Source organism: Serratia sp. BIGb0163, assembly GCF_024809935.1.
Taxonomy (GTDB): domain Bacteria; phylum Pseudomonadota; class Gammaproteobacteria; order Enterobacterales; family Enterobacteriaceae; genus Serratia; species Serratia quinivorans.
The window spans coordinates 23,662-45,938 of record NZ_JANUDZ010000005.1 but is presented as its reverse complement, the minus strand read 5'-3'; the positions used below and the strand labels follow the sequence as shown (position 1 = coordinate 45,938).

Sequence of the window (22,277 nt, the reverse complement as noted above, 5' to 3'; positions counted from 1 at the left end):
TAGCTAAACATGAACGGGTGGACATGGTCCGCAAAGACATTGTAGGGTCGCTGTACGTTGCGGCCGTTTGAGCGGAACGGATCCTGCAATGCTGTGGCACGCGAGTTTAACCAACAAGGAATCTATTATGTTCAGTATGGATTACAACAGCTACCGTTCGGTAGCCAGCTTTGGCCACCGGGTGCGTTTTCTGGTGCTGCATTACACGGCGCAAAACTTTGCCGATTCGGTGCAGTCACTGACCGGTAAGTCGGTCAGCGCCCATTATCTGGTGCCGGATCCTGAAGATCAAAGTTATCAGGCCGCCGGTTTCAACGGCGTGCGCATTTTCAACCTGGTCGATGAAGTGGAACGCGCCTGGCATGCCGGGGCCAGTCAGTGGGGCAATCGCAATAATCTTAACGATACGTCCATTGGCATTGAGATCGTCAATCTGGCCAGCGGCGATGGCGAAGACATTACCTTCCCGCCGTTTAACCCGCAGCAGATTGCCGCGGTCAGCCAACTGGCGCAGAACATTCTGCAACGCTATCCGGATATCACGCCGGTCAACGTGGTGGCGCATTCCGATATTGCTCCGGGCCGCAAAAGTGATCCAGGCCCAAAGTTTCCGTGGCACCAGCTATATCTGGCAGGTGTAGGCGCCTGGTATGACGAAGCAGTAAAGCATCGTCACCAGCATGAATATCAGTGCCAGGGCCTGCCGGCACAGCCTGATTTGCTGGCGCTGTTCGCTAAATACGGTTACGACACCTCGGCAGCGACCAATGCCGAAGGTTATCGCCAACTGGTGCGGGCCTTCCAGCTGCATTTCCGTCAACGAAAGTATGACGGAGTGATGGATGTGGAAACCGCCGCCATTTTGCGTGCGCTGGTGGATAAATATGCCGCTTAACGTCTGACTTCGGATAGGGGACGCCTTATCCGCCTTTTTCAGCCTGCCTTCCTCCGCTAAACTGATATCCTTTCTCGCCATCGATAACGGGATGCATTGTGCGCCTCGACAGAAAAATATCGTCGTTTGAACGTCTGACTTACCGCCATTACCGCATTGTGCATGGTGTGCGCATTGGGCTGGCGTTTATCCTGACCTTCCTGCTAATCCGCCTGCTTGAAGTGCCGGAAGGCACCTGGCCGTTGATTACGCTGGTGGTGGTGATGGGGCCGATTTCCTTTTGGGGCAACGTGTTGCAAAGGGCGCTGCAGCGTATTGCCGGCACGGTGTTTGGTGCCGCCTCCGGTCTGATTGCCCTGTATCTTGAACTGTATTCGCTACCGCTAATGCTGGCGTGGTGTGGCGTCGTGATGTTTTTCTGCGGCTACCTGACGCTGGGCAAACGGCCTTATATGGCATTGCTGGTGGGCATTACGCTGGCGGTGGTTTGTGGCGCGGGTGCCGGTGATATGCATACCGCGCTGTGGCGCAGTGGCGACGTGATTTTTGGCTCATTACTGGCGCTGTTGTTCACCAGCATTTATCCGCAGCGGGCCTACATTCTGTGGCGCATGCAGATGGCCGATTGCCTGCAAAGCGCGGGCAAGATCTACGGCGCTTACCTGTCCCCGAATATGATCGAAAGACCACGGCTGGAGCCGCAGCTGAAAGACTTGCTGAATCAGGTGGTCAAATTGCGCGGGCTGATTGTGCCCAGCAGCAAAGAAACCCATATCCCCAAAGCGGTATTCGAAGCGGTGCAGACGCTGAGCCGCAATTTGGTCTGTACGCTGGAGCTGTTGGCCGACGCTTACTGGGCCTCGCGCGAAACCCATTTTATTATGCTGAATGCCAAAACCCTGCGCAGCGCGCAACTGTTGACGCTACGCTCATTGGAAGCGCTGGCGGAAACCATGCGTAACGGCCCACAGGCGCAGCAGGCGATGGCGGCAGGGGAACTGAGCGAAATCGCTGCGGAGCTGAAAACCCTGATGCAGGAGGCCAGCGTCAGCCAGCATGGTGAAGCGCCGATCTACGGCTACGTATGGCTGAGCATGGAACTGACGCAGCAGTTGGAAGAACTGGGTGACTTGCTCAAGGTGTGTACCGCCGGCGAGCGTGAATAGGGGGCCAGATCATGAAGCAGGCGCTTCGGGTTTTTGTCGTGGCGGTAAAGTGGGTAAGATAGGGCGATGAGTGTTGTGTCTGAGCGCCACAAACCTGTATCTTGGTCTCATTGTGGCCGTAAGCCAATGAATCTGTGTATTACTAAAGCAAGGGTATGAAGATGGAAAATGCAAATAAGCCGAGTTTCCAGGACGTTCTGGAGTTTGTGCGTATGTTCCGACGTAAAAATAAGCTGCAACGCGAAATTATCGACAACGAGAAGAAAGTCCGCGACAACCAAAAGCGCGTGCTGCTGCTCGATAACCTGAGTGAGTACATCAAACCGGGCATGAGCATTGAAGATGTTCAGGGCATCATTGCCAACATGCGCAGCGACTATGAAGATCGCGTTGATGACTACATCATCAAAAATGCCGATCTGTCTAAAGAACGTCGCGAACTGTCCAAAAAGCTGAAGGCTATGGGCGAAGTGAAGTAACCGTTTTTATCGGGCCAGGCGCTCGCCTGGCCCTTTTAATCTGCCCCTCAGTTACTACCCTTTACCGTACATATCAAAATCAAAGTATTTATCGTTCACCTTCTTATAGGTGCCGTTGGCGATAATGGCTTTCAGCGCCGCGTTGAAGGCATCAAGTAATGCGCGGTCCTCTTTACGCACGCCAATGCCATCGCCAATACCAAAATATTTGCTGTCGCTCAGTTCCGCGCCGGTAAAGGCAAAATCCTTGCCGCCGGGCGTTTTGAAAAATTCGCTGGCGCTGACGCTGGCCAGCAGCGAAGCGTCCAACCGGCCGTTGGCCAGATCCTCATTCACTTCCTGTTGGCTCTGATAGGCAATCACGTTGACGCCGGCCTGGCGCCACATTGCGTTTGCGTAAGCTTCCTGGCTGGAGCCTTGTTGCACGCCAATTGATTTGCCTTTCAGTGAAGCCGCCGTGGGCTGCAGGTCGCTACCCTTGCGGGCCACCAGGCGTGCCGGGGCGTTAGACACCTTGTTCGAGAAGGAGATCTGCTTTTCGCGCTGCGGCGTAATGGTCATTGACGAGGCGATGGCGTCAAACTTTTTTGCCTGCAACCCCGGGATCATCCCGTCCCAACTGCTTTCGACCCACACGCACTTGGCCTGCATTTCATTGCACAGCGCCTGAGCGATATCCACACCGAACCCGGTCAGGGTTCCTTGCGCAGTTTTGTATTCCAGCGGCGGGAAGGTGGGGTCTATGCCCAGCTTAATCACCTTGCCGCTGAACTCCCCGCCAAGGGCGGCGAAACTGAATGCCAGTGGCAGCAATAAAACCAGGCTACTTTTTGTTTTCATTTTGTTTTCCTCAGCGTAGTGGTGTTCAAAAAGGGATTAAGCCAGGAAGCGTTCCGCCAGCTTGACCCAGTAAGTGGCGCCAATCGGCAAACACTCGTCATTAAAATCGTAACCGGCGTTATGCAGCGAATTCCCGGGCGTGCTTTCCCCGTTGCCAATTGAGATATAACTGCCGGGGCATTTCTCCAGCATAAAAGCGAAGTCCTCACTGGCGGTAATCGGGCGCAGGTTGGCGATAACCCGGCTTTCACCGGCCCATTCCAGCGCGACCGAACGTGCCAACTCGGTTGCCACCGCGTGGTTTACCAGCACCGGATAACCCTGTTGGTAATCAATCTCTGCCCTGGCACCAAAACTGACGGCCTGCGCTTCCACCAGTGCCGTAATGCGGTCTTCCAACCGTTGACGGACATCGGCATTCAGCGCACGCACGCTCAGCGTCATGGTGGCGGTCGAGGGGATGACATTGCTGGCATGACCGGCCTGGATCGCGCCTACGGTCACAATTGCCGTTTCCTGCGGATCGATATTTCTGGAGACGATGGTCTGCAGGCTCATCACGATGGCGGCACAGACCACCACCGGATCGACGGTGTGCTGTGGCACCGCGCCATGGCCGCCGTGCCCATGCAGGGTGATGTTGACGGTATCGGCCGAGCACATGAAAGGGCCGCTGGCGAAGCCCAGTTGGCCGACCGGGAGGCCGGGCACGTTGTGCATGGCGAACACCGCGTCGCAGGGAAAACGCTCGAACAGCCCGTCTTCCATCATTACCCGGGCGCCGCCGCCGCCTTCTTCCGCCGGCTGAAATATTAACCGCAATGTACCGGTAAAGTCAGAGTGGTGCGCCAGATAACGCGCCGCCGCCAGCAGCATGGTGGTGTGGCCATCATGACCGCAGGCATGCATCACGCCGCTGTGAGTGCTGGCATAGGGCAACCCGCTGGTTTCTTCAATCGGCAATGCATCCATATCGGCCCGCAGGCCAAGAGATTTCCCCACGCCGCGCTGCAGGGTGGCGACAACCCCGGTTTGTCCTATATGGCGCGTGACCTGATAACCCCATTCGGTCAGCAGTTTTGCCACCAAATCGCTGGTGGCAAACTCATTGAACCCCAGTTCAGGATGCGCATGAATATGGTGACGAATGGCGACCATTTCGTGTTGAACGGCAGCTATTTCAGGTAAAACAAGTGGATTGCTCATAGCGATATCCAAAGTGAATTTTCGGTTCCCGACGCGATCGATAACCGGGAACAAGGTACTTCGGAGACTAACAAACAACCTTTTGCCCGGGGAGCCGCCGTTCGGTTATGCTGACAACCTTTGATTGTCAGGGGGCGTGATGAAACTACATCAGTTACAGGCCTTGGTCGCCAGTGCCGACGGTGGCAGCATCCGCGCCGCCGCACGCCAACTGGGGCTTTCACAGGCGGCGGTCACGCGTGCCCTGCGTGAGCTGGAACAGCAGCAGGAACTGCCATTGCTGATCCGCACGCCGGCCGGACTGGGTTTTACACCTTACGGAAAAACGCTGCTGGCGCACGCCCGGTTGGTGTTGAACCAACTGGAACAGGCCAACAATGAAATGGCGGGCCTGCGCGGGTTGGCGCAAGAACAGGTGAAGGTGGCGATCACGCCCTGGCTGATGTTGACGGTGTTACCGGCGGCGGTGGTGGCCTTTCGAAAAAAGATGCCGAGGGTAAAACTGGAGCTATTTGAAAGCCTGATGGCCAACGCCCAATCCCAACTGCGAGAGGGCACGATGGATTTTGCCATCACGCCGCTTCCGGCCTCGATGGCACCGCAGGAGTTTCATTGCGAGCCGTTGCTGGATTATGAAACGGCGGTGATGGTGCGCCACGGCCATCCGTTGGGCCAAAGCACCTCAGTCCACCAATTGCTGGAGCAGGACTGGGTGCTGAATTACACCCCAGAAAATTATGACGATTTAATCCACCAACTGTTCAGTCGACACGGCGCTCAGCTTGATCCGAACCGCATTATTCATGCGCATTCCCTCGGCATGCTGCAAGCAATGGTGGAGTCGGCAGACATGTGCACCTGGTGCCCGGCACCGTTGCTCGGGCTACCGCAGTTTGCCGGACGCCTGCAACCGCTGGCGCTACAGGAAGGCTGTGACCTGGCGCGGTTGAATATCGTCACCCGGCGTAACAGCATACTCAGCACCGCCGCCCATGCCCTGATCGATAACCTTATCCGCACCCTGCGCCAGCACGCTCGCTCCGCGCGGCTTGAGGATCGACTTATTTATGATCGGGTGAAGTTGTTGATTTAGGTGGAAGGGGGGGGAGCTCCGAGTTGTTGGGGCATCCTGACAGTCGGTTTTGTGCCAGGAGCGGAAGTCAGGGCCGACAAATACAATCATCACAATGCCTTTGCGAAACAGACAGCTTCTTCTCTACCTATATATGGGCCATAATTCTCAATACGGACATATCCATTTTTCTCGTAAAAATTGACGGCCCGACGGTTGATATGCCGGGTTTCCAGTTTCAACTCGCGATATCCCATTTGTTTTGCGGAGGTTTCCAGAAAAGTAAGTAAAGCACTACCCACGCCTGGCAAGCTTTGGTCTGAAAACATTCTTTTAATTTCGGCTGTATTTTGAGTTAATGGCCGGATTGCGCCGCATCCTATCGCATCCCCATGTGCATTCTTTGCCAATACCCATAATGCTTTGTCATCATTCATTGCTTCAACGGTGAAGTTGGTTTTGCCATTATCGCCAGTAATAGCGGCAAGTTCAGCGGACAGCATTTCGGTTAAGCGATGAGATTCTGAAGAAAATGGATCTGATTTCTCTACGGTTATCATGGTTATATCCTATAAAGGGAGTTTAACCAGCATAAAGTACCCTGCCTGAATAATCATCATTCCGAAACGGGTAATGGGACAACGCTGCTCCCTGGCTTTATCGAGGATGCGATGTCCGTTCCTCGCTCATGAGGGACAATCATACTTAAATCTCCTACATTGCAGGAGGTTTGGGCATGAACACGTCACCGTGGAACAAAAATCGTATCATCGGACAAAAAAGACCGCTTCAGATATCTCATATCTGGGGGATTCGAATCAGACTTGAACTGGAAGGAAAAACACGCGATCTAGCCCTGTTCAATATGGCTTTAGACAGTAAACTTCGGGGCTGTGATTTGGTAAAACTCAAAGTATCAGATGTTGCATATGGCAGTTCTGTTTCGAGCAGAGCAACGGTGTTACAACAGAAAACCGGTAGCCCCGTCCAATTTGAGATAACCAAAGGGACAAGAGAAGCAGTTGCAGCGCTAATAAAGCGGGGCAATCTGCACAGTAAAGACTACTTGTTCCAATCTCGGGTCGGTTCCTGCCAACACATTTCAACCCGGCAATACAACCGTATTTTTCATGGATGGGTAGAAAAGCTTGGTCTCGAAGATTCGCTGTACAGCACACATTCCATGAGAAGAACAAAACCTTACCTGATATACAAGAAGACCAAGAATCTCCGGGTGATCCAACTTCTGTTGGGTCATAAGAAACTAGAAAGCACAGTGCGTTATCTGGGCATTGAAGTCGATGATGCGTTAGAGATCTCTGAATCAATTGAAGTCTAAGGTTGTCAGGGCTGCAACAGCAGCCCTGTGCCAAAAGCGGAAGTAGCTAATAACAGTTTGAGTGGATCAACAGGAAGCAGATCAAAATAATGAAGGGTGCCAGTTACCCTCAAATTGCGTTAGCTTTACAGGGAACAGGCACCCTTCACCTCATTTTTCGTCTCAGCGTTTACTCAGGTCCGGCTGAGAGCCTTCAAAGGCTCGTGGTTCTTTTTCCCACCGGTTAATGACCAATGGAGCAACAACATTTCCCAGGACGTTGAGGGTTGTTGTTCCGCTGTCAATAATACGGAATATCCCGGCTATCAAGGCAACGGCGTCAAGCGGTAATCCCGCAGACGCCAGAGTGGCTGAGAGAATCAGAATGGCAAACCCCGGCACACCGGCTGCTCCTTTCGACGTTAGCACCATTGTGACAACTAAAATGATCTGTTGCATCAGCGTCAGGTCAATACCGTAAAGCTGGGCCACAAATATGGTCGCCACACCGAGAAATATCGACGCGCCGTCAAGATTAAAAGCATATCCCACGGGCACCACAAAGCTGACGATCCGACCCGGTACGCCATAGCGTTCAAGTTTGTACATCAGCTGTGGCATAACCGCTGCAGAAGCGGCGCTTGAGAATGCCAGCACCAGTTCCTGACGAAAATGTTTTATCAGCTTAAAGACGTTTTCCCCGATCAGCGCGCAGATACCGCCCAGCACGATCAGGGCGAATAAAACCAGACCGAGATAAACGGTGCCTACAAGCTTGAGCAGCGGCAGAAGGGAAGCGAAACCAAAAGTGGACACGGTGGCACCAATCATGCCGAAGACGCCAACCGGCGCGTAGGCCATGACAATGGACACCACCCTGAACATGCCATCTGATACGCTTTGGAGAACGCTGAGGAACGGGGCTGTTTTATCCCTGGGAAGGCCATTGAGCGCCAGGCCAAACAGCACGGCAAAGAACAAAACTGACAGCAGTTTGCCCTCGGAGAGTGCAACAAACAGGTTATCAGGAACGATATTCTGAAGAATAATCAGTGCGCCCCGCGCCGGCTCCATTTTCATGTGTCCGCCGCCGTGCGCCATTCCCTGAATACTGGTGCCTTCGCCTGGGGAAATAAGGTTAGCCAGCACCAGTCCAAAGATGGTGGCCAGTCCCGTGACGATAAAGAAGTAACCGAGCGCTTTCGCGCCCATTCGTCCGAACGACTTGTTGTCACCGCTTCCGGTTATGCCCAGGATCATGCAACAGAAGACAATAGGCACCACGACCATTTTCATCATTTTGATAAAAATATCGCCCAGCGGTTTAAGGATTTCGTGGCTGACCCACTGCTGATACTCAGGGTGCGTATTAAAATACCATCCCACAATTATTCCAAGTACAAGTCCAATAACTATCTGCCAAACCAGTGTTATTTTTTTCATTACGCCCTCAGTTTAAACAGGGGCAACTTCTGCCCGAAAGAGGCAGAAGCCACGCTTAAAAAATTCGGGTGAAGGAGATGTATGGCGCGGCCTGAGGCCGTGCCGGGTAATCATTTTGCGAAAAGCTGACTCATATCCTTGAACGCCTTGAACTCAAGCGCGTTGCCACAGGGATCGAATAAAAACATGGTGGCCTGCTCTCCGACCTGTCCCTTAAAGCGGATGTAAGGTTCGATGACAAATTTGGTGTTAAATGATCTGAGGCGTTCTGCAAGTGCCTCCCATTCCTCCCACTTCAGGATGATGCCAAAGTGCGGGACGGGTACGTCATGACCGTCGACAGAATTGGAATGCACGCTCTCCTGCGATGCGGTTTTAGGATGTTCGTGAATGACCAACTGATGGCCGTAAAAGTCAAAGTCAACCCACTGTTCGCTCGAACGGCCTTCACTCAGGCCGAAGACCTCGCCGTAAAAACGACGTGTTGCTTTCAGGTCATAGACAGGGATCGCCAGATGGAAGGGGGAAAGGCTCATTTATGCATCCTCAGTAAGAAGATCCGCCTGCTTGCGGCAAGATCGATAATTTAGGGAGGAGTAATGTTCAATGCACAGCCGGGTTTCAGTACTTTCCCGCATTAACATTACCGTCACAAATGAGCTTATGGATAATTTAATTTGATTAAAATCAATTTTTATCTTTATATATAACAAATAATATTTGTGTATCGTGAGCGCGATGATCCGTGAATTGAAAACGTTTCTGATGGTGGCGAAGGAAGGGACCTTTGCGGCGGCTGGCAATAAAATTGGTCTGACGCAGGCGGCCGTCAGCGCTCAGATGCAGAGGCTGGAGGCCGACTTAAACTTCCCGTTGTTTGACCGGTCGGGGAGAAACGCACGTCTGAACCAGAAAGGGCTACAACTGATCTCTCAGGCGCAGGAACTCCTCTCATTGTATGACGGGCTGGGTGAGCGACTGAATTTGGCTATCCCCGGTAAGACCATCACGATAGGCGCAATTGCCTCGATACAGCGTACGCTGCTGCCGGATGCGCTGACGGCGTTTTGCAGACACAGCGCCGGCTGCCGTATCCGCGTTATACCGGGCCTGTCGATGGAACTGATTAACCTTGTGGACGCCGGTGAAATAGATATGGCCGCGGTGCTGAAACCCCCGTTTGCGCTGCCGACAGGGCTGCAGTGGAGTGCGCTGGCACATGAACCTTTCCACCTCATCGTGCCGAAAAATGTGGCAGGTAACGATATTGCCTCGCTGCTGAGCGACCAGCCTTTTATCCGCTACGATCGTTCGTCCTTCGGTGGACGCCAGGTTGATCGCTTTCTTCGCGAAATGAACCTCTCGGTCAACGAAATCTGCGAGGTGGACGAGCTGGAAGCCATCCTCAAGCTCGTCAGTAATGGCATGGGGGTTGCTCTGCTGCCCCGGACAGCCAACTGGCGGCGCTGGCCGGCCTCCGTCAGGGCCATCGGTCTGAATGAGAAGGTTTTTTACCGGGACGTCGGGCTTATTCACCGCCCGCTTGAAAACCTTGACGATAACGTCAGGCGGATCTCCGAGCAGATTATCCTGCAGGCGGGGCGGTAAACCTGACCGGCAACAGCGTGAGACTCAGCCCTGCGGCTCTCCGGGCGTTTGCAGCGGCGCGTCCGGCACGTCCAGCGGATCACCGGTAGTGTAAAAGTGGCCGCCCGCGATATAGTGCAGACTTCGCCAGTCCGCCGCTCCCCGTTCAAATTGCCAGTGTCCGTCCTTAAAAGCGCGACTGTCAGCCCAGGCCGCTTTTATTTCTCCGATGAATAAATCATAGGCCTGCTGGTTATGTGCTTCAGGGATGAGTTCGCAATACAGCCACGCGGCACATCCTGAAACCAGTGGCACATCCGCGCCGGGCAGTTCAAACAGCGACACCCCGGACTGAGCGAGTTTATCCGCTTCGCAGGACAGTGAATGTGAACCGAGGTAGTGCACGAGTGAGGCCTGGCCTGCCACCGGGACCTGAATAACAAAGGAACGGCTTTTTTCAATCAACCCGCGGGTGAATGCGGTCTTGTCCAGCACGACGGTCAGCCGCGCCGGTTCGTAATCCAGGGCGCAGACCCATGACGCCGCCATGACGTTGTCCGCTCCGTTATAGCGCGCAGAGACCAGCGTTGTCGGTCCATGATTTATCAGCCTGTAGGCCTTTGCTGGCTCTACGGGCACAATGTAGTCAAGCATTTCGGGCTCCGTTAAGACGTTACAGGTTTTCAAGGTAGGCAGCGAGGCTGCGGTGGCCTGACGCTATCAGCTCCAGAACGTTCGCCTCCATCGCCTGCACCTCGTTGCGGGACCGGGCTTCAAAACTTGCCTGCCAGGCAATGACCGTTTCGTCGCTATCGCTCAGAGGAATGAGGCTGACCGTTGCCACATAGCCATCTACGGCCAGCGGGGCTTCAATAAAGCGATATGAGTAGGCACGCTTATCTTCATCCAGCGTGAGCAGCTGTTCGCGCAGGACATCGCCGTTTTCAAGTACCAGTCGGCGCCTGCAGCCCGGACGACCGTCGGGCTGATTGTCTTCGATTTCGCTGCTGCGGATGGCCGGGTGCCAGTCGCTGATACGGCCAAACTGGCTGAGTGTTTGCCAGACGCGGCCAGCATCGGTTTTAACCACGGCATTAAAGTTAACTACTGACATAACGGTTCCTTCTTATCATTCATCTTATGAAAATCATTTTTTAAGGCTTATTTCACCCGCAGAAACAATGCTGATGCCCTGCCGGGGAGTGATAACTGCCCTGAGCAAGTGGCTGGCTATGTCTTCAGCCGGGCTGAGCTGCCAGCTACCTGGCAGAAGCGGCGAGAAAAGCGTGAGCGCGAGCTTCAGCGCCGTTTCTCCCGGGCGGGCTTCAGTCCGGGCACCGGCAATAACCCCGGGACGGACGATCGTCAGTGAGGTGAACTGCTCGCGTATCAGCGCTTCTTCAAGCTCACCCTTCACCCGGTTATAAAAAAAACGGGAGGCCGTATTCGCGCCGGTCGCCGACGTCAGCGCGAACGCTGAGGCACCGCCATCACGCGCCAGCCGGGCAAACGTCAGCGGATAGTCGTAATCAACCCGCCGGAATGCCTCGCGGCTGCCGGCCTTGCCGATGGTGGTTCCGAGCGCGCAGATAACCGCGTCAACGCGCCATTCCGGGGCGTCAGCGTCTGGTGCATCGAAGTCGATCAGGGGATTTATGAGCCGTGTTCGCCCGGCCAGGCCACACCCGAGTGGTTTTCGCGTGGGCGCAATCACGGTACCGATATGCGGGCTGGCCATAGCCTGATGCAGGGCATGACTGCCCACGAGGCCGGTTGCACCGAGCAGCAGCAGCCGCATTTCCGAACCTGAAACCGGCGACTTTTCCATTTCAGCGTCCTGCCATTTGCTGTATCGCTTCCCGGACCGGTACTTCACCGTCGGTCAGCTCAATGATGACGCGGCTGATGCGGGGCTGCCCGATAATTTCAGCCAGCGTGGCCGCCACGTTATCCCGGGTAACCTCACCGTAAGGAATGGCCAGCCCCGTACGGACAAATCCCGATCCTTTGTCGTCCCGCAACAGGCCGGGCCGCAGAATGACCCAGTCCAGAGCGCTTTCGGCCAGCACTACCTCGGCCTGCTTTTTAACCCGCATGTAGTTTTCAAAAGATGCGGAGGTGGTTTCACTCCTCGAGGCCTCTGGAAATGCCGAAACCAGCAGGAAGCGCGAAATTCCGGCCAGCGCTGCCGCCTCTGCTGCGGTCTTCAGACCTTCGCCGTCGACGGCATTTGTCATTTCCGGACCGCCTTTGCCTCCGGCACCGGCCGAGAAGACCACCACATCACAGCCTTTCATGGCCGTCGCAAGGGCTTCGGCACCAAGCTCCGTCAGGCTCCCACTGACGGGCTTCGCTCCTTGCAGGTGGATCAACTGTGCCTGTTCCGGCAGACGGTGAAGCGCATGAACAGCGTGTCCTTTGTCAGCAAGAATTTTAGACAGGCGTAGGCCCACCTTGCCTGCACCTCCGATAATGAAAACTGTACTCATGGATAACTCCTTTGCGTTACCTGTTTTCTGCAGAAAATCGCCGGCAGTCAGCTCTTAAACTGGTGATAGACTTTCGCAATGACCTGCCAGCGGCCGTCGATTAGGATAAGGGTCAGGTAGTCGTTGTAGTCGGCACCGATAGCATCCTTTTCCATGTCCACGCGCACCACCGCCGTGGTCGGGGTGATAGCCAGCACATCCAGATGCGTTACGATCTCTGGCGCACTGCCGTTTTCACGAACGAATTTATAGAGGTTGTCGACAGATCCTCCCAGCAGTTCACCGTCCGTAAATCCGTACATGACGGCATCCTTATGAAACGCTTCGGCCACCGTTTCTGCACAGCCTTTTCTCAGACCATCAACGTAACGACGCGCGGTGTCGAGTACGGCCTCATAGGCAGAGGTGGGGACGGTTTTGATATTTTTGCTCATGTTTTTTCCTCGGTTGGTTCCGCCGCGTCTGGCGGACAGCCAGACGCGGCGGATGTGGGGCTATGGCGGATGTCAGGAAGCTACGTGGGTATGGTAAATTTTGCTCACCACGGTCCAGCGTCCGTTGACCTTCAGCAGGTTGAAAAAGTCCGTGAAACGGAAGCCTGAAATATCGTCGGTATCGATACGCGCGCTTGCCGCGGTGCCCACGATGTCGACGTATACGATGGCGGCCTTCGCCTCCGGTGAAGGCCGGAACGCGGTATCGATGGTGTCGAAGAGGCCCTGGATCGGACCGCCCGTGAGATTTGCATCAGCGTCAACACCAAAAATCGTGGCCTGGTCGCTGAAAGCGGGCTTCATTACCTCACTCTTTGCCTGCTTTCCGCCTTCGTTATATTTGCTGAGGACTTCCACGATGGCGTTATATTCCTGCACATAAGTTAAGTCGGTCATATCATCTGTCTCCGATTGTGTTGTTACGGGTATCCGCACGGATGCCCGCTATGCGGTTGAAAATCTTTTTTATGACAAACAGTAGCATCAGACCCGCCACAGCAACTGCCATGCCGGTTAACACATCCGCTCGCTGTAAAATATCCCCGGCGCTGAACCCGCCGCGCAGAAGCACCTGGACGTCAGAAATAACACTCCCGGCAGCGGCATACACATACGTGCCGGGGATCAGGCCAAACACCGTTGCTGCGGCGTACTTTCGTAGCGATACACCGCTGACCCCAAGCACGTAATTTAGCGGCGTGAACGGCAGGACCGAGCTCAGGCGTAGCAACAGGATCAGCAGGAGGGCATTGTTATGCGACAGTGAAAGCAGGGTTTTCAGATAGCGGTTCCGGCCTGCAGCGCGCGATGCGACCGGAAATAACTGACTTTTACTGAGACAAAACGCGACCAGAGCGGAGGTGGTGCCCGCCAGCAGAGCCAGCACGGTTCCTCCCATAGCGCCGAACAACCACCCGGACAGCGCGGTCAGCAGAGAAGCCGGGAAAAACATCAGCGTCGCCGTGACAAAAATAACGAAATACAACACAACCCCTGCCTCTCCGGAGGACTGCAGATAATGGCTGAAGGAGAACGCGAGTTCTGACATAGGGGGCTCATATAATTATGTAGTGGTCACTAAGTAATGTTATTATTGTATAGTGATCGCTATGTAATATGTCAAGAGAATGATTGTATGCCCGACATGAAGACGAAAAACGCAGGTGCCACTGGCGAGAAGCCAAAAGGCCGGCCGCGTAGCTTTGATCGTGACTGGGCCCTGCTCAGGGCGCTGGACATTTTCTGGCGTAAAGGGTTTGAGCCAGCATCGGTAGCCGAGCTTTGCGCTGCGATGGAAATCAATCCGCCCAGCCTTTATTCCGCCTTCGGTAACAAGGCAAAACTTTTCCTGGAGGCCGTGAGCTATTACGAAAGGGTCTACTGGAAGGCAACCTGGGAGCAGCTTGAAGAAGAGCCCGATATCACGCGGGCGATTGATAAGTTCTTCAGCAAAGCGGCTGATATTCTGCTTTCGCCTTCCGCACCTTGTGGCTGCATGGTGGTCCTTGCGGCCATCAACGTCTCTCAGGAGTCTGCTGATGTTGTGGAGGCGGTAAGCTTACTCAGGCAGGAAGGAAAAGACCTGTTTGAAAAGCGACTGCGCAGGGCTGTACATGAAGAGCAGTTACCGGCAGATACCGGCACCGCCGCGCTGGCCACCGTGCTGAATACGCTTCTGGAGGGGATGTCGATCGAGGCGAAAGATGGCGCCACACTGGAAAGCCTCAGAGCAACCGGCCAGTATGCGTCGCGTCTGCTGCCTTGCAGAAAACAGTGACCGCACAAAATGCGAACTGCAACACTAGACGACCGGTCAGTTTTATCGCTAAGCTATACGGACTATGAAAAAACAAACGGCTAACGTGCGTCAGCACATCATTGATGTTGCCCGAACGCTTATCACCCATAAAGGTTATAGCGCCGTCGGCCTTGCTGAGATTGTCAAAGCCGCTGGCATTCCTAAAGGATCCTTCTATTACTACTTCCAGTCCAAGGAAGAGTTTGCTGAAGCCTTGCTGGAACATTACTTCACTCATTATCTCGTTCAGGTTGAAGAGCAGTTGTGCGGCAGCCAACTCGCCAGAGAGCGGCTGCTGCGCTACTTTTCGTTCTGGAAGGCCACACAGGGAGCGGATCTGCCGGAAAGCAAGTGCCTTGTCGTCAAACTCGGGGCAGAAGTCTGCGACCAGTACGACAGAATGCGAAGCGTCCTGGCAAACGGAACCCGTGAGATTATCCTTAGGATCACGGCGTGCATACAACAGGGGCAGGAGGATGGCTCCCTGCCATCGGGTGTGGATGCAGAGGCTCTTGCAGAAGAGCTTTACCAGCTGTGGCTGGGCGCATCCCTGATGGCAAAAATTCATACGCCTGAACAGGCGTTCGACAAAGCAATGAGTGCAACAAAGCGGCTGCTCGCGTAGCCGCATTTTTTTCTGCCAATTTACTAGACGACCGGTCAACTATTTAGGAGTAATCATGACTGACAACAGTAACCGTACCGATCTCTTTTCCCCTGTGACAATGGGGAAACTTCAGCTGGCTAATCGTATCGTTATGGCGCCTGTCACCCGTAGCCGCTATGGTGAAGATGGTGTACCAAATGAGTTACATGCAACTTACTACGCTCAGCGCGCCAGCGCCGGCCTGATTATTTCAGAAGCGACGAATATCTCAGCTCAGGGCCGCGGGTATGCGGCAACGCCGGGTATCTGGAGTGACGAGCAGGTCGCCGGCTGGAAAAAGGTCACCGATGCAGTACATGCTGAAGACGGAAAAATCGTCTGTCAGCTCTGGCATGTAGGCCGTTTTTCAAGCGTTGAACTGCAGCCCAACGGCGAGCGCCCTGTCGCCCCCTCCGCTATCAAGGCCGAAGGCCAGACCTATACCGTCAATGGCTTCGTACCGGTATCGACGCCGCGCGCGCTCGAAACCGACGAAATCCCGGGCATTATTGAGCAGTATAAACGTGCCGCTGAAAATGCCCTGCGCGCAGGTTTTGACGGCGTGGAAGTGCACTCTGCAAACAGCTATCTGCTCGATCAGTTCCTGCGCGATTCAACCAATCAGCGGACCGACGCCTACGGCGGCTCTATTGAAAACCGCGCGCGTCTGACGCTGGAAGTCACTGAAGCGATCGTCAACATTTGGGGTAACGAGCGGGTTGGTATCCGCCTTTCACCGGTCACGCCTGATGCGGGTAACACGCCGCCGGACAGCAACGTGATGGCAATGTACGGGTATCTGATTCAGCAACTTAACCGTTTTAACCTCGCGTATCTGCACTTTGTTGAGGGGGCGACGGCGACCTCACGTGAGGTACCTGCCGATGTGGATATGGATGCGCTGAGCGCCCAGTTCGACGGCCCGTTCATCGGTAACAACAACTACGACCTTGAGATGGCCATCAGTCGCCGTGATGCCGGGATAATCGACGCCGTCGCCTTCGGCCGCTTGTTTATTTCCAACCCGGATCTGGTTAAACGTCTGCGTTATGGTGCCGAGCTGACCATCGCGCCGAAAGAAGCCTACTACGGCGGCGGTGCGAAAGGTTACACCGACTGGCCGGAAGGGAATTACTGATAAATAAAACCGGCGGGATCTTCCCGCCGCCTGTACCTCATAAAGAAGGATAAGAATATGAATCACCTGCAGAATAAAACCGCTGTTATTACTGGCGCATCGTCGGGCATTGGCGCCGCAACCGCGCTGGAACTTGCACGTCATGGCGTGAATATCGTAGCCGCAGCACTGGATCAGAGCGGCCTTGATAGGTTGGTAAAGGATATTGAGTCAGCCGGCGGCCATGCTACCGGTCTTGTGACTGATGTGACTCGTCTGGAAGACACACAGGCGCTGGTAAAGCATGCTACTGACACCTTCGGTACTGTTGATATCCTGATTAACAACGCCGGACTGATGCTGTTTTCAGCCTGGAGTGACATCGCGTGGGACGACTGGAACAAGATGGTCGACGTCAACATCAAGGGGTATCTGAATGCCATTGCGTCCGTACTCCCGGTTATGCTTAGCAAAAGTGACGGACAGATCTTGAACATGGCCTCTGTCGCTGGGCACCAGGTTGACGCCGGCGCAGGTGTGTACAGTGCGACCAAATTCTTTGTACACGCCATGACGGAATCTATGCGTAAGGATCTGGGTGTGAATAAGGGCATCAGGGTCAATACCATCAGCCCGGGCGTCATTAACACGGGATGGGCTGACAAGGTGAGTGATCCGGAAGGACGTAAGGTGGCGCTGGAGCTGACAAAAATTGCTATCAGCCCGCAGGATGTGGCAAATGCGGTGGTCTACGCTCTCAACCAGCCTAAGAACGTGACGGTCAACGATCTTATCGTATCCCCTACGAAGCAGAACTGGTAAATAAACAGTGGCAGCAGGCTGGCTGCCACTTCATCTCAGAAATAAACGACTTCAGCCTATCGTCGTCAGACGGTCGCTGTCTGCAAGGCTTTAATTCCAGCCAGATAAACATCATTTTCCAGCACCCTGCGCATCTCGCTGCATAAGTCCGGTTTGCAGTGTGAGTTAAAAGAGGCGGACCAGACAACATGCGTGTTCCCCGGATTACGGGTCGGTAGCAGCTGTATGGTGGAGAGATAATTTTCAACAGGCAGAGGTGCTGTTTCAAAGGAATAGGTCAAAACATATGATTTGCTGTCTTTACGGATTAATTTTTCCGTTCCCGATGCTCCGTTTCCAAGAGTTACGTTGCGAACAGCTCCTACAATATCTTCCGTATAGCCCTCTTCAAACTCACTGCTGACTACGGCAGGATGCCACGCTGACAGAGCGTGAAATTTTTCAATAATGTCCCAGACTTCTTCTATATCACGCTGTATTACCCGCGATGCGACAGTACTTTCCATGGTTCTCTCTTCAGATGGATTACGACCACAATACGTTTTGTATCGACCACTAAATAAGGTATTTATATTTTTAGCGGCCGATACATAATAAGTCAACTGGATTGTCTCTCAGCCAGATACTTGAGTGCTCACAAAAACAAATTTACTTATAATTTAATGACATAGACATGATTACCTCCTGCGACACTACGTCCGCTTTTCGCTTTTGAGGGACAACCATACTCAAATCTCCCACACTGCAGGAGATTTGAGTATGAACACGTCACCGTGGAACAAAGACCGTATCATCGGCCAAAAAAGACCGCTTCAGATATCTCATATCTGGGGGATCCGAATCAGACTTGAACTGGAAGGGAAAACGCGCGATCTGGCCCTGTTCAACATGGCTTTGGACAGTAAGCTACGTGGCTGTGATCTAGTTAAACTCAAAGTATCAGATGTTGCATATGGCAGTTCTGTTTCAAGCAGAGCGACGGTGTTGCAACAGAAGACCGGTAGCCCAGTGCAATTTGAGTTAACTAAAGGGACAAGAGAAGCTGTTTCCGCATTGATAAAGCTTGGCAATCTGCACAGTAAAGACTACTTATTCAAATCCCGGGTCGGTTCTTGCCAACATATATCAACCCGGCAATACAACCGAATTTTTCATGGGTGGGTAGAAAAGCTTGGTCTCGAAGCTTCGCTTTACAGCACTCATTCCATGGGAAGAACAAAACCTTACCTGATATACAAGAAAACCAAGAATCTCCGGGAGATCCAACTTCTGTTGGGCCATAAGAAACTGGAAAGCACAGTCCGTTATCTGGGCATTGAAGTCGATGATGCGTTAGAGATCTCTGAATCGATTGAAGTCTAAGGTTGTCAGGGCTGCAACAGCAGCCCTGTGCCAAAAGCGGACGCTGAATGAAAGCCCCAGGCGGCAACTACATCTGGCGGACTATTACTCATCGGGTTGGATATGACCGCTTTACAAGTCCCATTTCCGATAATGATTTTCTAATCCGGTACCAGTTACTCAGACAACCTGCTGAATTCTCAGCGGCCTTTCTCATTCACCGTCATGATAAACACGGTCACGCCAGCGTCGTTGTTCATATAGGCATGCGGTGCGTCAGTTCTCGCAACGGCTGCACTTCCCTGGTCAATTATGTAAGTCGTGTCGCTTACGACGAGTGTCAGAGTCCCTTTTGCAACATGGAGCAGTTCGCTGGTGCCCTCGGGGTGACCGGGAGATTCAAAGGTTTCTCCTGGGTAAAGCATCCACTCCCACAGTTCGACCATGTCCGGCCCGCTGGTGCCGGCCAGAAGACGCGCGCTGCCGCCCTTTTCTCCTTTCCAGAGCACCGGGATTTCACCAGAGTCGATGAGATGGACGGCGGGCTTACCGGCGACATTAACAAAATCGGCCACCGATACGTTCATAGCAGACGCAAGTCGGCAGAGTAGTGCAATGCTGGGATTGGCCCTGCATCCTTCTATCTCTACCAGCATTCCCTTACTAACGCCTGAACGGCGGGAAAGCTCATCAAGCGACATTTTTTTCTGGCTGCGGTAAAGCTTTACGTGCGCGGAAACGGCCTCGTTTACCCTGGCTGCACTGGCATCGGTCGTTATGTTGACTTTTTTGGTCATCGGTCATTATCATGTAATAAATCAGTCATTACAGGATTATCGTATGCCAACCGTGTCACCGTCAATCAGCCCCGAAATTTACCGCATCGCACCAGGATTTCGTGCACTTAGTATCAGCGTGGAAGCGACAACCGTGGCTGATGAACGGGTTGGAGAAGTCGCGCTGCGGGAAGCCTGCGAGGCAGTTCTGGCAGGACATCCTGCCTGGGCAGAGGCCCATCTGAACGCATGGGCGGAGCTATTTCGCGCCTTTGGGGCAAAACCTAAACGAACACCCTGTTCAGCGGAAGCTTTGCGCAAGCGGGTTCTTAAAGATGGCACAATGGCCTCTCTCGATCCGGTGGTCGATCTGTATAACGCCGTTAGCATCCGATATGCCGTTCCGGTTGGCGGAGAAAACTTTGCGGCTTACACAGGAAGGCCACGACTGATTCTGGCTGACGGTACCGAAATCTTTGACACGATGAAGGACGGCCAGCCTGGAAGCGAGTCACCGGAGGTGGGTGAAGTTATCTGGCGCGATGATACCGGCGTAACCTGCCGCCGTTGGAACTGGCGACAGGGCATCCGGACCCGGCTGAGCGTGGCAGATAGCAGAATGTGGTTTATCCTTGAGAGCCTGTCTCAAATGCCGCTGGAAGAACTGCATTCTGCCGGGAAAATGCTGACAGACGGTCTGGAAAAAATGATGCCGGGTGCGCGCTGTCATACTGTTCTCATCAGCGAGCAGCTTTGAAATCGTCAAAACTGACTCGGATAAAACACAACGAGAGAGTATCTTAAGATGTACCAGGTTGACGCCTTTTCTGACCGCGTCTTTGGCGGAAATCCCGCCGCCGTTTTGGTGCTTGATAAATGGTTACCGGACAACCTGATGCAGTCGATTGCTGCCGAAAATAACCTGGCTGAGACGGCTTTCGTAAAACGCAACGGTGAAGGATGGGATCTGCGGTGGTTTACACCAACTGTAGAAGTCGATTTCTGCGGGCATGCCACGCTTGCAACCGCACACGTACTGGTTACGGAATATGAAATAACGGGTCCGCTCTCATTTTCAGCTCGCGTCGGGCAACTGAATGTTGAGGTAAAAGAGGACGGCTACCTACTCGATCTACCCTGCATTCCCCCGGAAGAAATGACACGGCTTCCGGAGATAATCCAGCCTGTTTTCAGCGGTAAGGCACAGCACTGGTTCAGAAATTTCGAAAATATTTTTGTGGTTCTGAACGGCGAGGCTGAAAGGCTGGGGAAACAAAACTTGTCTGCATGGCAGGCGTCCCTGCGAGGTGGACATCTAATGTGTGAGTTAAAAGAAAACAGAGTCATCATTGAAGGTAAGGCAGTGACGTTCATGAAGGCGGAGATTTGCGTACCTGACTGGTTTATGAAGTCTGACTCGGCAAGTTAGGAATGGAGTTCAATTAGTTAATGAGTAACAGGAGAGCGCTGAGGCGCTCCGTTCCTTTTTTCACGCCTTAACTTTGTTTACCATTTATGATTACAGGCCACAACGTCCGCTCTTCGCTCATAGCCGCCATCCACCAAAACAAAAGCAAAAAGCCCGCTCAGGTTTCCCTGAGCGGGCTTCTCTAATATGGCTCCTCTGACTGGATTCTGACTATGCCTTTTTATCATTGATATAATTGGTTTTTATCAGTTTCAAAAATATAATGGCCCCTATTGAGGCCCCTTATCGGTGCGAGTCCAATAAGATGACTATAATTTCTTCATATATTAACGGGTTAGTGGGTATCTGTAGCATCATCCCATATTTATCATAAAGGGTGGCTATCTGGCAGCCAACGCCCCCGGATAGTGTTTCGCAATAATGTCATTAAGCTTATCAACCAGTTCCGGACGCCTGAACGTAATGTGTGCCGATCCCTTTTGGAAGTATTTAATTTTAAACAAAGTATCTTCGTAACTGTCCGATGTTTTCTGTTGGCTGATGTGATCGCTAAGGCGTCGGGCAATATCCTCGCGATTGTCGGGGATGGGCTTACCGTCCAGCAGCATTAGCATACGTTCGAGATCGACAAGTTGATCACGCCGCCAACCCCAGTTGAAGCTGAAACCCCAGCGGGTGTAGCTGACCAGCCCCTCTACAATGATCTTCTTGCCAAATTTACAGGGGGAGTTCGATTTGTAATCCCAGCTTAAACGCTTAAAAACGTTAATCACCCCACGTTCAAATACGTCACCTTTACTCTGATGTAACTGCTCAAACGTACTGAGAATATTGGCTTCGCTAACGGCAGGAATGTCATCCTTTTCCAGGCTGTTGTACCACTGGTCACGCGCCTGAGCGTCCATGAGCGACAACATGCCGGACTTTTTCATCAGGTCTCGCCATATACCGCGATCGAGATTGCGGGTAATGGCTTTCATCGCCGTTTCTGTTTTCTCCATCAGCCAGCAGCCGCAGCGGAAGTCCTGCTTCATGGCCCAGTCCAGGGCGGTTTTGCCGCCGATACTGCGGGTCAGTGTCGAAATATCGTCAAGCTGGCGGATCAGCGCTTCAATCTGCGTCAGTGCGGCGTTACGTCCTGTGACGATACGTTCAATACTGGTCGAGCAAATCACATCGGTGTGGCCGGTTAAAACTTCGGGTTCTGTGAGGGTAAGTTCTGACATCATTTCTTTCCTTATATAAAGCAACGCGCCAGCCGGTGAGGACTGGCGCTTATGCGTGTGTGATGAGTGGGGTTCGGTGGCTAATTTGTTCTGGGGTGTTGCAGAAGCTGCAGATCGCGAACGTCCAGCAGCC

The 22,277-nt window shown here is 53.3% G+C and carries 28 protein-coding genes; 13 read left to right on the top strand and 15 right to left on the bottom strand.

What is annotated here, in order from left to right; translation table 11 throughout:
* The first annotated feature begins 127 nt into the window (after positions 1–127).
* The 3 genes from M2406_RS17480 to tmaR all read left to right on the top strand — a co-directional run bounded on the left by M2406_RS17480 (position 128) and on the right by tmaR (position 2,540).
* The gene (locus M2406_RS17480; RefSeq protein WP_259190820.1) at positions 128–895 is read left to right on the top strand and encodes an N-acetylmuramoyl-L-alanine amidase; all 768 of its coding nucleotides are present in this window, start codon (positions 128–130) and stop codon (positions 893–895) included.
* Positions 896–993: 98 nt separating this feature from the next.
* Entirely contained in the window at positions 994–2,061 is a 1,068-nt protein-coding gene (locus tag M2406_RS17475) for an FUSC family protein (RefSeq protein WP_012145925.1), read from the top strand.
* Positions 2,062–2,222: 161 nt separating this feature from the next.
* On the top strand, positions 2,223–2,540 hold the full coding sequence (gene tmaR / locus M2406_RS17470) for a PTS system regulator TmaR (RefSeq protein WP_012145924.1): 318 nt from the start codon (positions 2,223–2,225) through the stop codon (positions 2,538–2,540).
* Between the two features lie 54 nt (positions 2,541–2,594).
* Here the strand turns inward: tmaR and M2406_RS17465 are convergent, their stop codons facing one another.
* Entirely contained in the window at positions 2,595–3,380 is a 786-nt protein-coding gene (locus M2406_RS17465) for an ABC transporter substrate-binding protein (protein WP_115184296.1), read from the bottom strand.
* A 36-nt stretch (positions 3,381–3,416) separates the two neighbouring features.
* A complete protein-coding gene (locus tag M2406_RS17460) occupies positions 3,417–4,586 on the bottom strand; it encodes a M20 aminoacylase family protein (protein WP_259190818.1) in 1,170 nt (389 codons plus the stop codon).
* 139 nt (positions 4,587–4,725) lie between these two features.
* On the opposite strand from M2406_RS17460, the gene M2406_RS17455 reads away from it, so the two are divergent.
* Positions 4,726–5,679, top strand: coding sequence for a LysR family transcriptional regulator (locus M2406_RS17455; RefSeq protein WP_218216798.1), 954 nt, complete (start codon positions 4,726–4,728; stop codon positions 5,677–5,679).
* A gap of 89 nt (positions 5,680–5,768) precedes the next feature.
* Here the strand turns inward: M2406_RS17455 and M2406_RS17450 are convergent, their stop codons facing one another.
* Complete coding sequence (locus M2406_RS17450) at positions 5,769–6,218, bottom strand: GNAT family N-acetyltransferase (RefSeq protein ID WP_123427679.1); 450 nt, start codon at positions 6,216–6,218, stop codon at positions 5,769–5,771.
* 176 nt (positions 6,219–6,394) lie between these two features.
* On the opposite strand from M2406_RS17450, the gene M2406_RS17445 reads away from it, so the two are divergent.
* On the top strand, positions 6,395–6,997 hold the full coding sequence (locus M2406_RS17445) for a site-specific integrase (protein WP_259190811.1): 603 nt from the start codon (positions 6,395–6,397) through the stop codon (positions 6,995–6,997).
* A 162-nt stretch (positions 6,998–7,159) separates the two neighbouring features.
* Here the strand turns inward: M2406_RS17445 and M2406_RS17440 are convergent, their stop codons facing one another.
* Both M2406_RS17440 and M2406_RS17435 read right to left on the bottom strand, forming a co-directional pair.
* Positions 7,160–8,419 carry a cation:dicarboxylate symporter family transporter gene (locus M2406_RS17440; protein ID WP_218217513.1) on the bottom strand — a complete coding sequence of 420 codons (1,260 nt, stop codon included), beginning with the start codon at positions 8,417–8,419 and terminating at the stop codon, positions 7,160–7,162.
* Between the two features lie 110 nt (positions 8,420–8,529).
* On the bottom strand, positions 8,530–8,955 hold the full coding sequence (locus tag M2406_RS17435) for a VOC family protein (RefSeq protein WP_064799174.1): 426 nt from the start codon (positions 8,953–8,955) through the stop codon (positions 8,530–8,532).
* 202 nt (positions 8,956–9,157) lie between these two features.
* On the opposite strand from M2406_RS17435, the gene M2406_RS17430 reads away from it, so the two are divergent.
* Positions 9,158–10,027: a LysR substrate-binding domain-containing protein gene (locus M2406_RS17430; RefSeq protein WP_064799173.1), complete on the top strand. Its 870-nt coding sequence runs from the start codon at positions 9,158–9,160 to the stop codon at positions 10,025–10,027.
* Positions 10,028–10,051: 24 nt separating this feature from the next.
* Here the strand turns inward: M2406_RS17430 and M2406_RS17425 are convergent, their stop codons facing one another.
* The 7 genes from M2406_RS17425 to M2406_RS17395 all read right to left on the bottom strand — a co-directional run bounded on the left by M2406_RS17425 (position 10,052) and on the right by M2406_RS17395 (position 14,037).
* Positions 10,052–10,660: a flavin reductase family protein gene (locus tag M2406_RS17425; RefSeq protein WP_122290173.1), complete on the bottom strand. Its 609-nt coding sequence runs from the start codon at positions 10,658–10,660 to the stop codon at positions 10,052–10,054.
* A 19-nt stretch (positions 10,661–10,679) separates the two neighbouring features.
* Positions 10,680–11,120 (bottom strand): SRPBCC family protein, encoded by a 441-nt coding sequence (locus M2406_RS17420; protein ID WP_122290171.1) that lies wholly within the window; start codon positions 11,118–11,120, stop codon positions 10,680–10,682.
* A 33-nt stretch (positions 11,121–11,153) separates the two neighbouring features.
* Positions 11,154–11,834 (bottom strand): NAD-dependent dehydratase, encoded by a 681-nt coding sequence (locus M2406_RS17415; protein WP_238986603.1) that lies wholly within the window; start codon positions 11,832–11,834, stop codon positions 11,154–11,156.
* Between the two features lies 1 nt (position 11,835).
* Positions 11,836–12,495, bottom strand: coding sequence for an NAD(P)H-binding protein (locus tag M2406_RS17410; protein WP_122290169.1), 660 nt, complete (start codon positions 12,493–12,495; stop codon positions 11,836–11,838).
* 47 nt (positions 12,496–12,542) lie between these two features.
* Positions 12,543–12,929, bottom strand: a complete 387-nt coding sequence (locus tag M2406_RS17405; protein ID WP_037433141.1) for a nuclear transport factor 2 family protein — start codon at positions 12,927–12,929, stop codon at positions 12,543–12,545.
* 72 nt (positions 12,930–13,001) lie between these two features.
* Entirely contained in the window at positions 13,002–13,385 is a 384-nt protein-coding gene (locus tag M2406_RS17400) for a nuclear transport factor 2 family protein (RefSeq protein ID WP_062792312.1), read from the bottom strand.
* Between the two features lies 1 nt (position 13,386).
* A complete protein-coding gene (locus tag M2406_RS17395; RefSeq protein WP_064799171.1) occupies positions 13,387–14,037 on the bottom strand; it encodes a TVP38/TMEM64 family protein in 651 nt (216 codons plus the stop codon).
* 87 nt (positions 14,038–14,124) lie between these two features.
* Between M2406_RS17395 and M2406_RS17390 the strand changes: the two genes are divergently transcribed.
* The 4 genes from M2406_RS17390 (at position 14,125) to M2406_RS17375 (ending at position 17,372) form a co-directional block, all read left to right on the top strand.
* The gene (locus M2406_RS17390; RefSeq protein ID WP_122290165.1) at positions 14,125–14,766 is read left to right on the top strand and encodes a TetR/AcrR family transcriptional regulator; all 642 of its coding nucleotides are present in this window, start codon (positions 14,125–14,127) and stop codon (positions 14,764–14,766) included.
* Positions 14,767–14,830: 64 nt separating this feature from the next.
* The gene (locus M2406_RS17385; protein ID WP_183130102.1) at positions 14,831–15,412 is read left to right on the top strand and encodes a TetR/AcrR family transcriptional regulator; all 582 of its coding nucleotides are present in this window, start codon (positions 14,831–14,833) and stop codon (positions 15,410–15,412) included.
* Between the two features lie 55 nt (positions 15,413–15,467).
* Positions 15,468–16,571, top strand: a complete 1,104-nt coding sequence (locus tag M2406_RS17380; RefSeq protein WP_037433136.1) for an alkene reductase — start codon at positions 15,468–15,470, stop codon at positions 16,569–16,571.
* Positions 16,572–16,628: 57 nt separating this feature from the next.
* On the top strand, positions 16,629–17,372 hold the full coding sequence (locus tag M2406_RS17375; protein ID WP_037433135.1) for an SDR family oxidoreductase: 744 nt from the start codon (positions 16,629–16,631) through the stop codon (positions 17,370–17,372).
* 65 nt (positions 17,373–17,437) lie between these two features.
* Here M2406_RS17375 and M2406_RS17370 read toward each other — a convergent pair whose 3' ends face one another.
* Entirely contained in the window at positions 17,438–17,878 is a 441-nt protein-coding gene (locus tag M2406_RS17370; RefSeq protein ID WP_053230300.1) for an SRPBCC family protein, read from the bottom strand.
* 253 nt (positions 17,879–18,131) lie between these two features.
* On the opposite strand from M2406_RS17370, the gene M2406_RS17365 reads away from it, so the two are divergent.
* On the top strand, positions 18,132–18,734 hold the full coding sequence (locus M2406_RS17365; RefSeq protein ID WP_259190796.1) for a site-specific integrase: 603 nt from the start codon (positions 18,132–18,134) through the stop codon (positions 18,732–18,734).
* A gap of 179 nt (positions 18,735–18,913) precedes the next feature.
* Here the strand turns inward: M2406_RS17365 and M2406_RS17360 are convergent, their stop codons facing one another.
* Entirely contained in the window at positions 18,914–19,510 is a 597-nt protein-coding gene (locus tag M2406_RS17360; protein WP_218217511.1) for a helix-turn-helix domain-containing protein, read from the bottom strand.
* Between the two features lie 43 nt (positions 19,511–19,553).
* Between M2406_RS17360 and M2406_RS17355 the strand changes: the two genes are divergently transcribed.
* Entirely contained in the window at positions 19,554–20,246 is a 693-nt protein-coding gene (locus M2406_RS17355) for a B3/4 domain-containing protein (protein WP_218217547.1), read from the top strand.
* A 48-nt stretch (positions 20,247–20,294) separates the two neighbouring features.
* A complete protein-coding gene (locus M2406_RS17350) occupies positions 20,295–20,918 on the top strand; it encodes a PhzF family phenazine biosynthesis protein (RefSeq protein WP_218217510.1) in 624 nt (207 codons plus the stop codon).
* Positions 20,919–21,298: 380 nt separating this feature from the next.
* Here M2406_RS17350 and M2406_RS17345 read toward each other — a convergent pair whose 3' ends face one another.
* Positions 21,299–22,144: a DUF4942 domain-containing protein gene (locus M2406_RS17345; RefSeq protein WP_259191012.1), complete on the bottom strand. Its 846-nt coding sequence runs from the start codon at positions 22,142–22,144 to the stop codon at positions 21,299–21,301.
* Positions 22,145–22,277 lie beyond the last annotated feature (133 nt).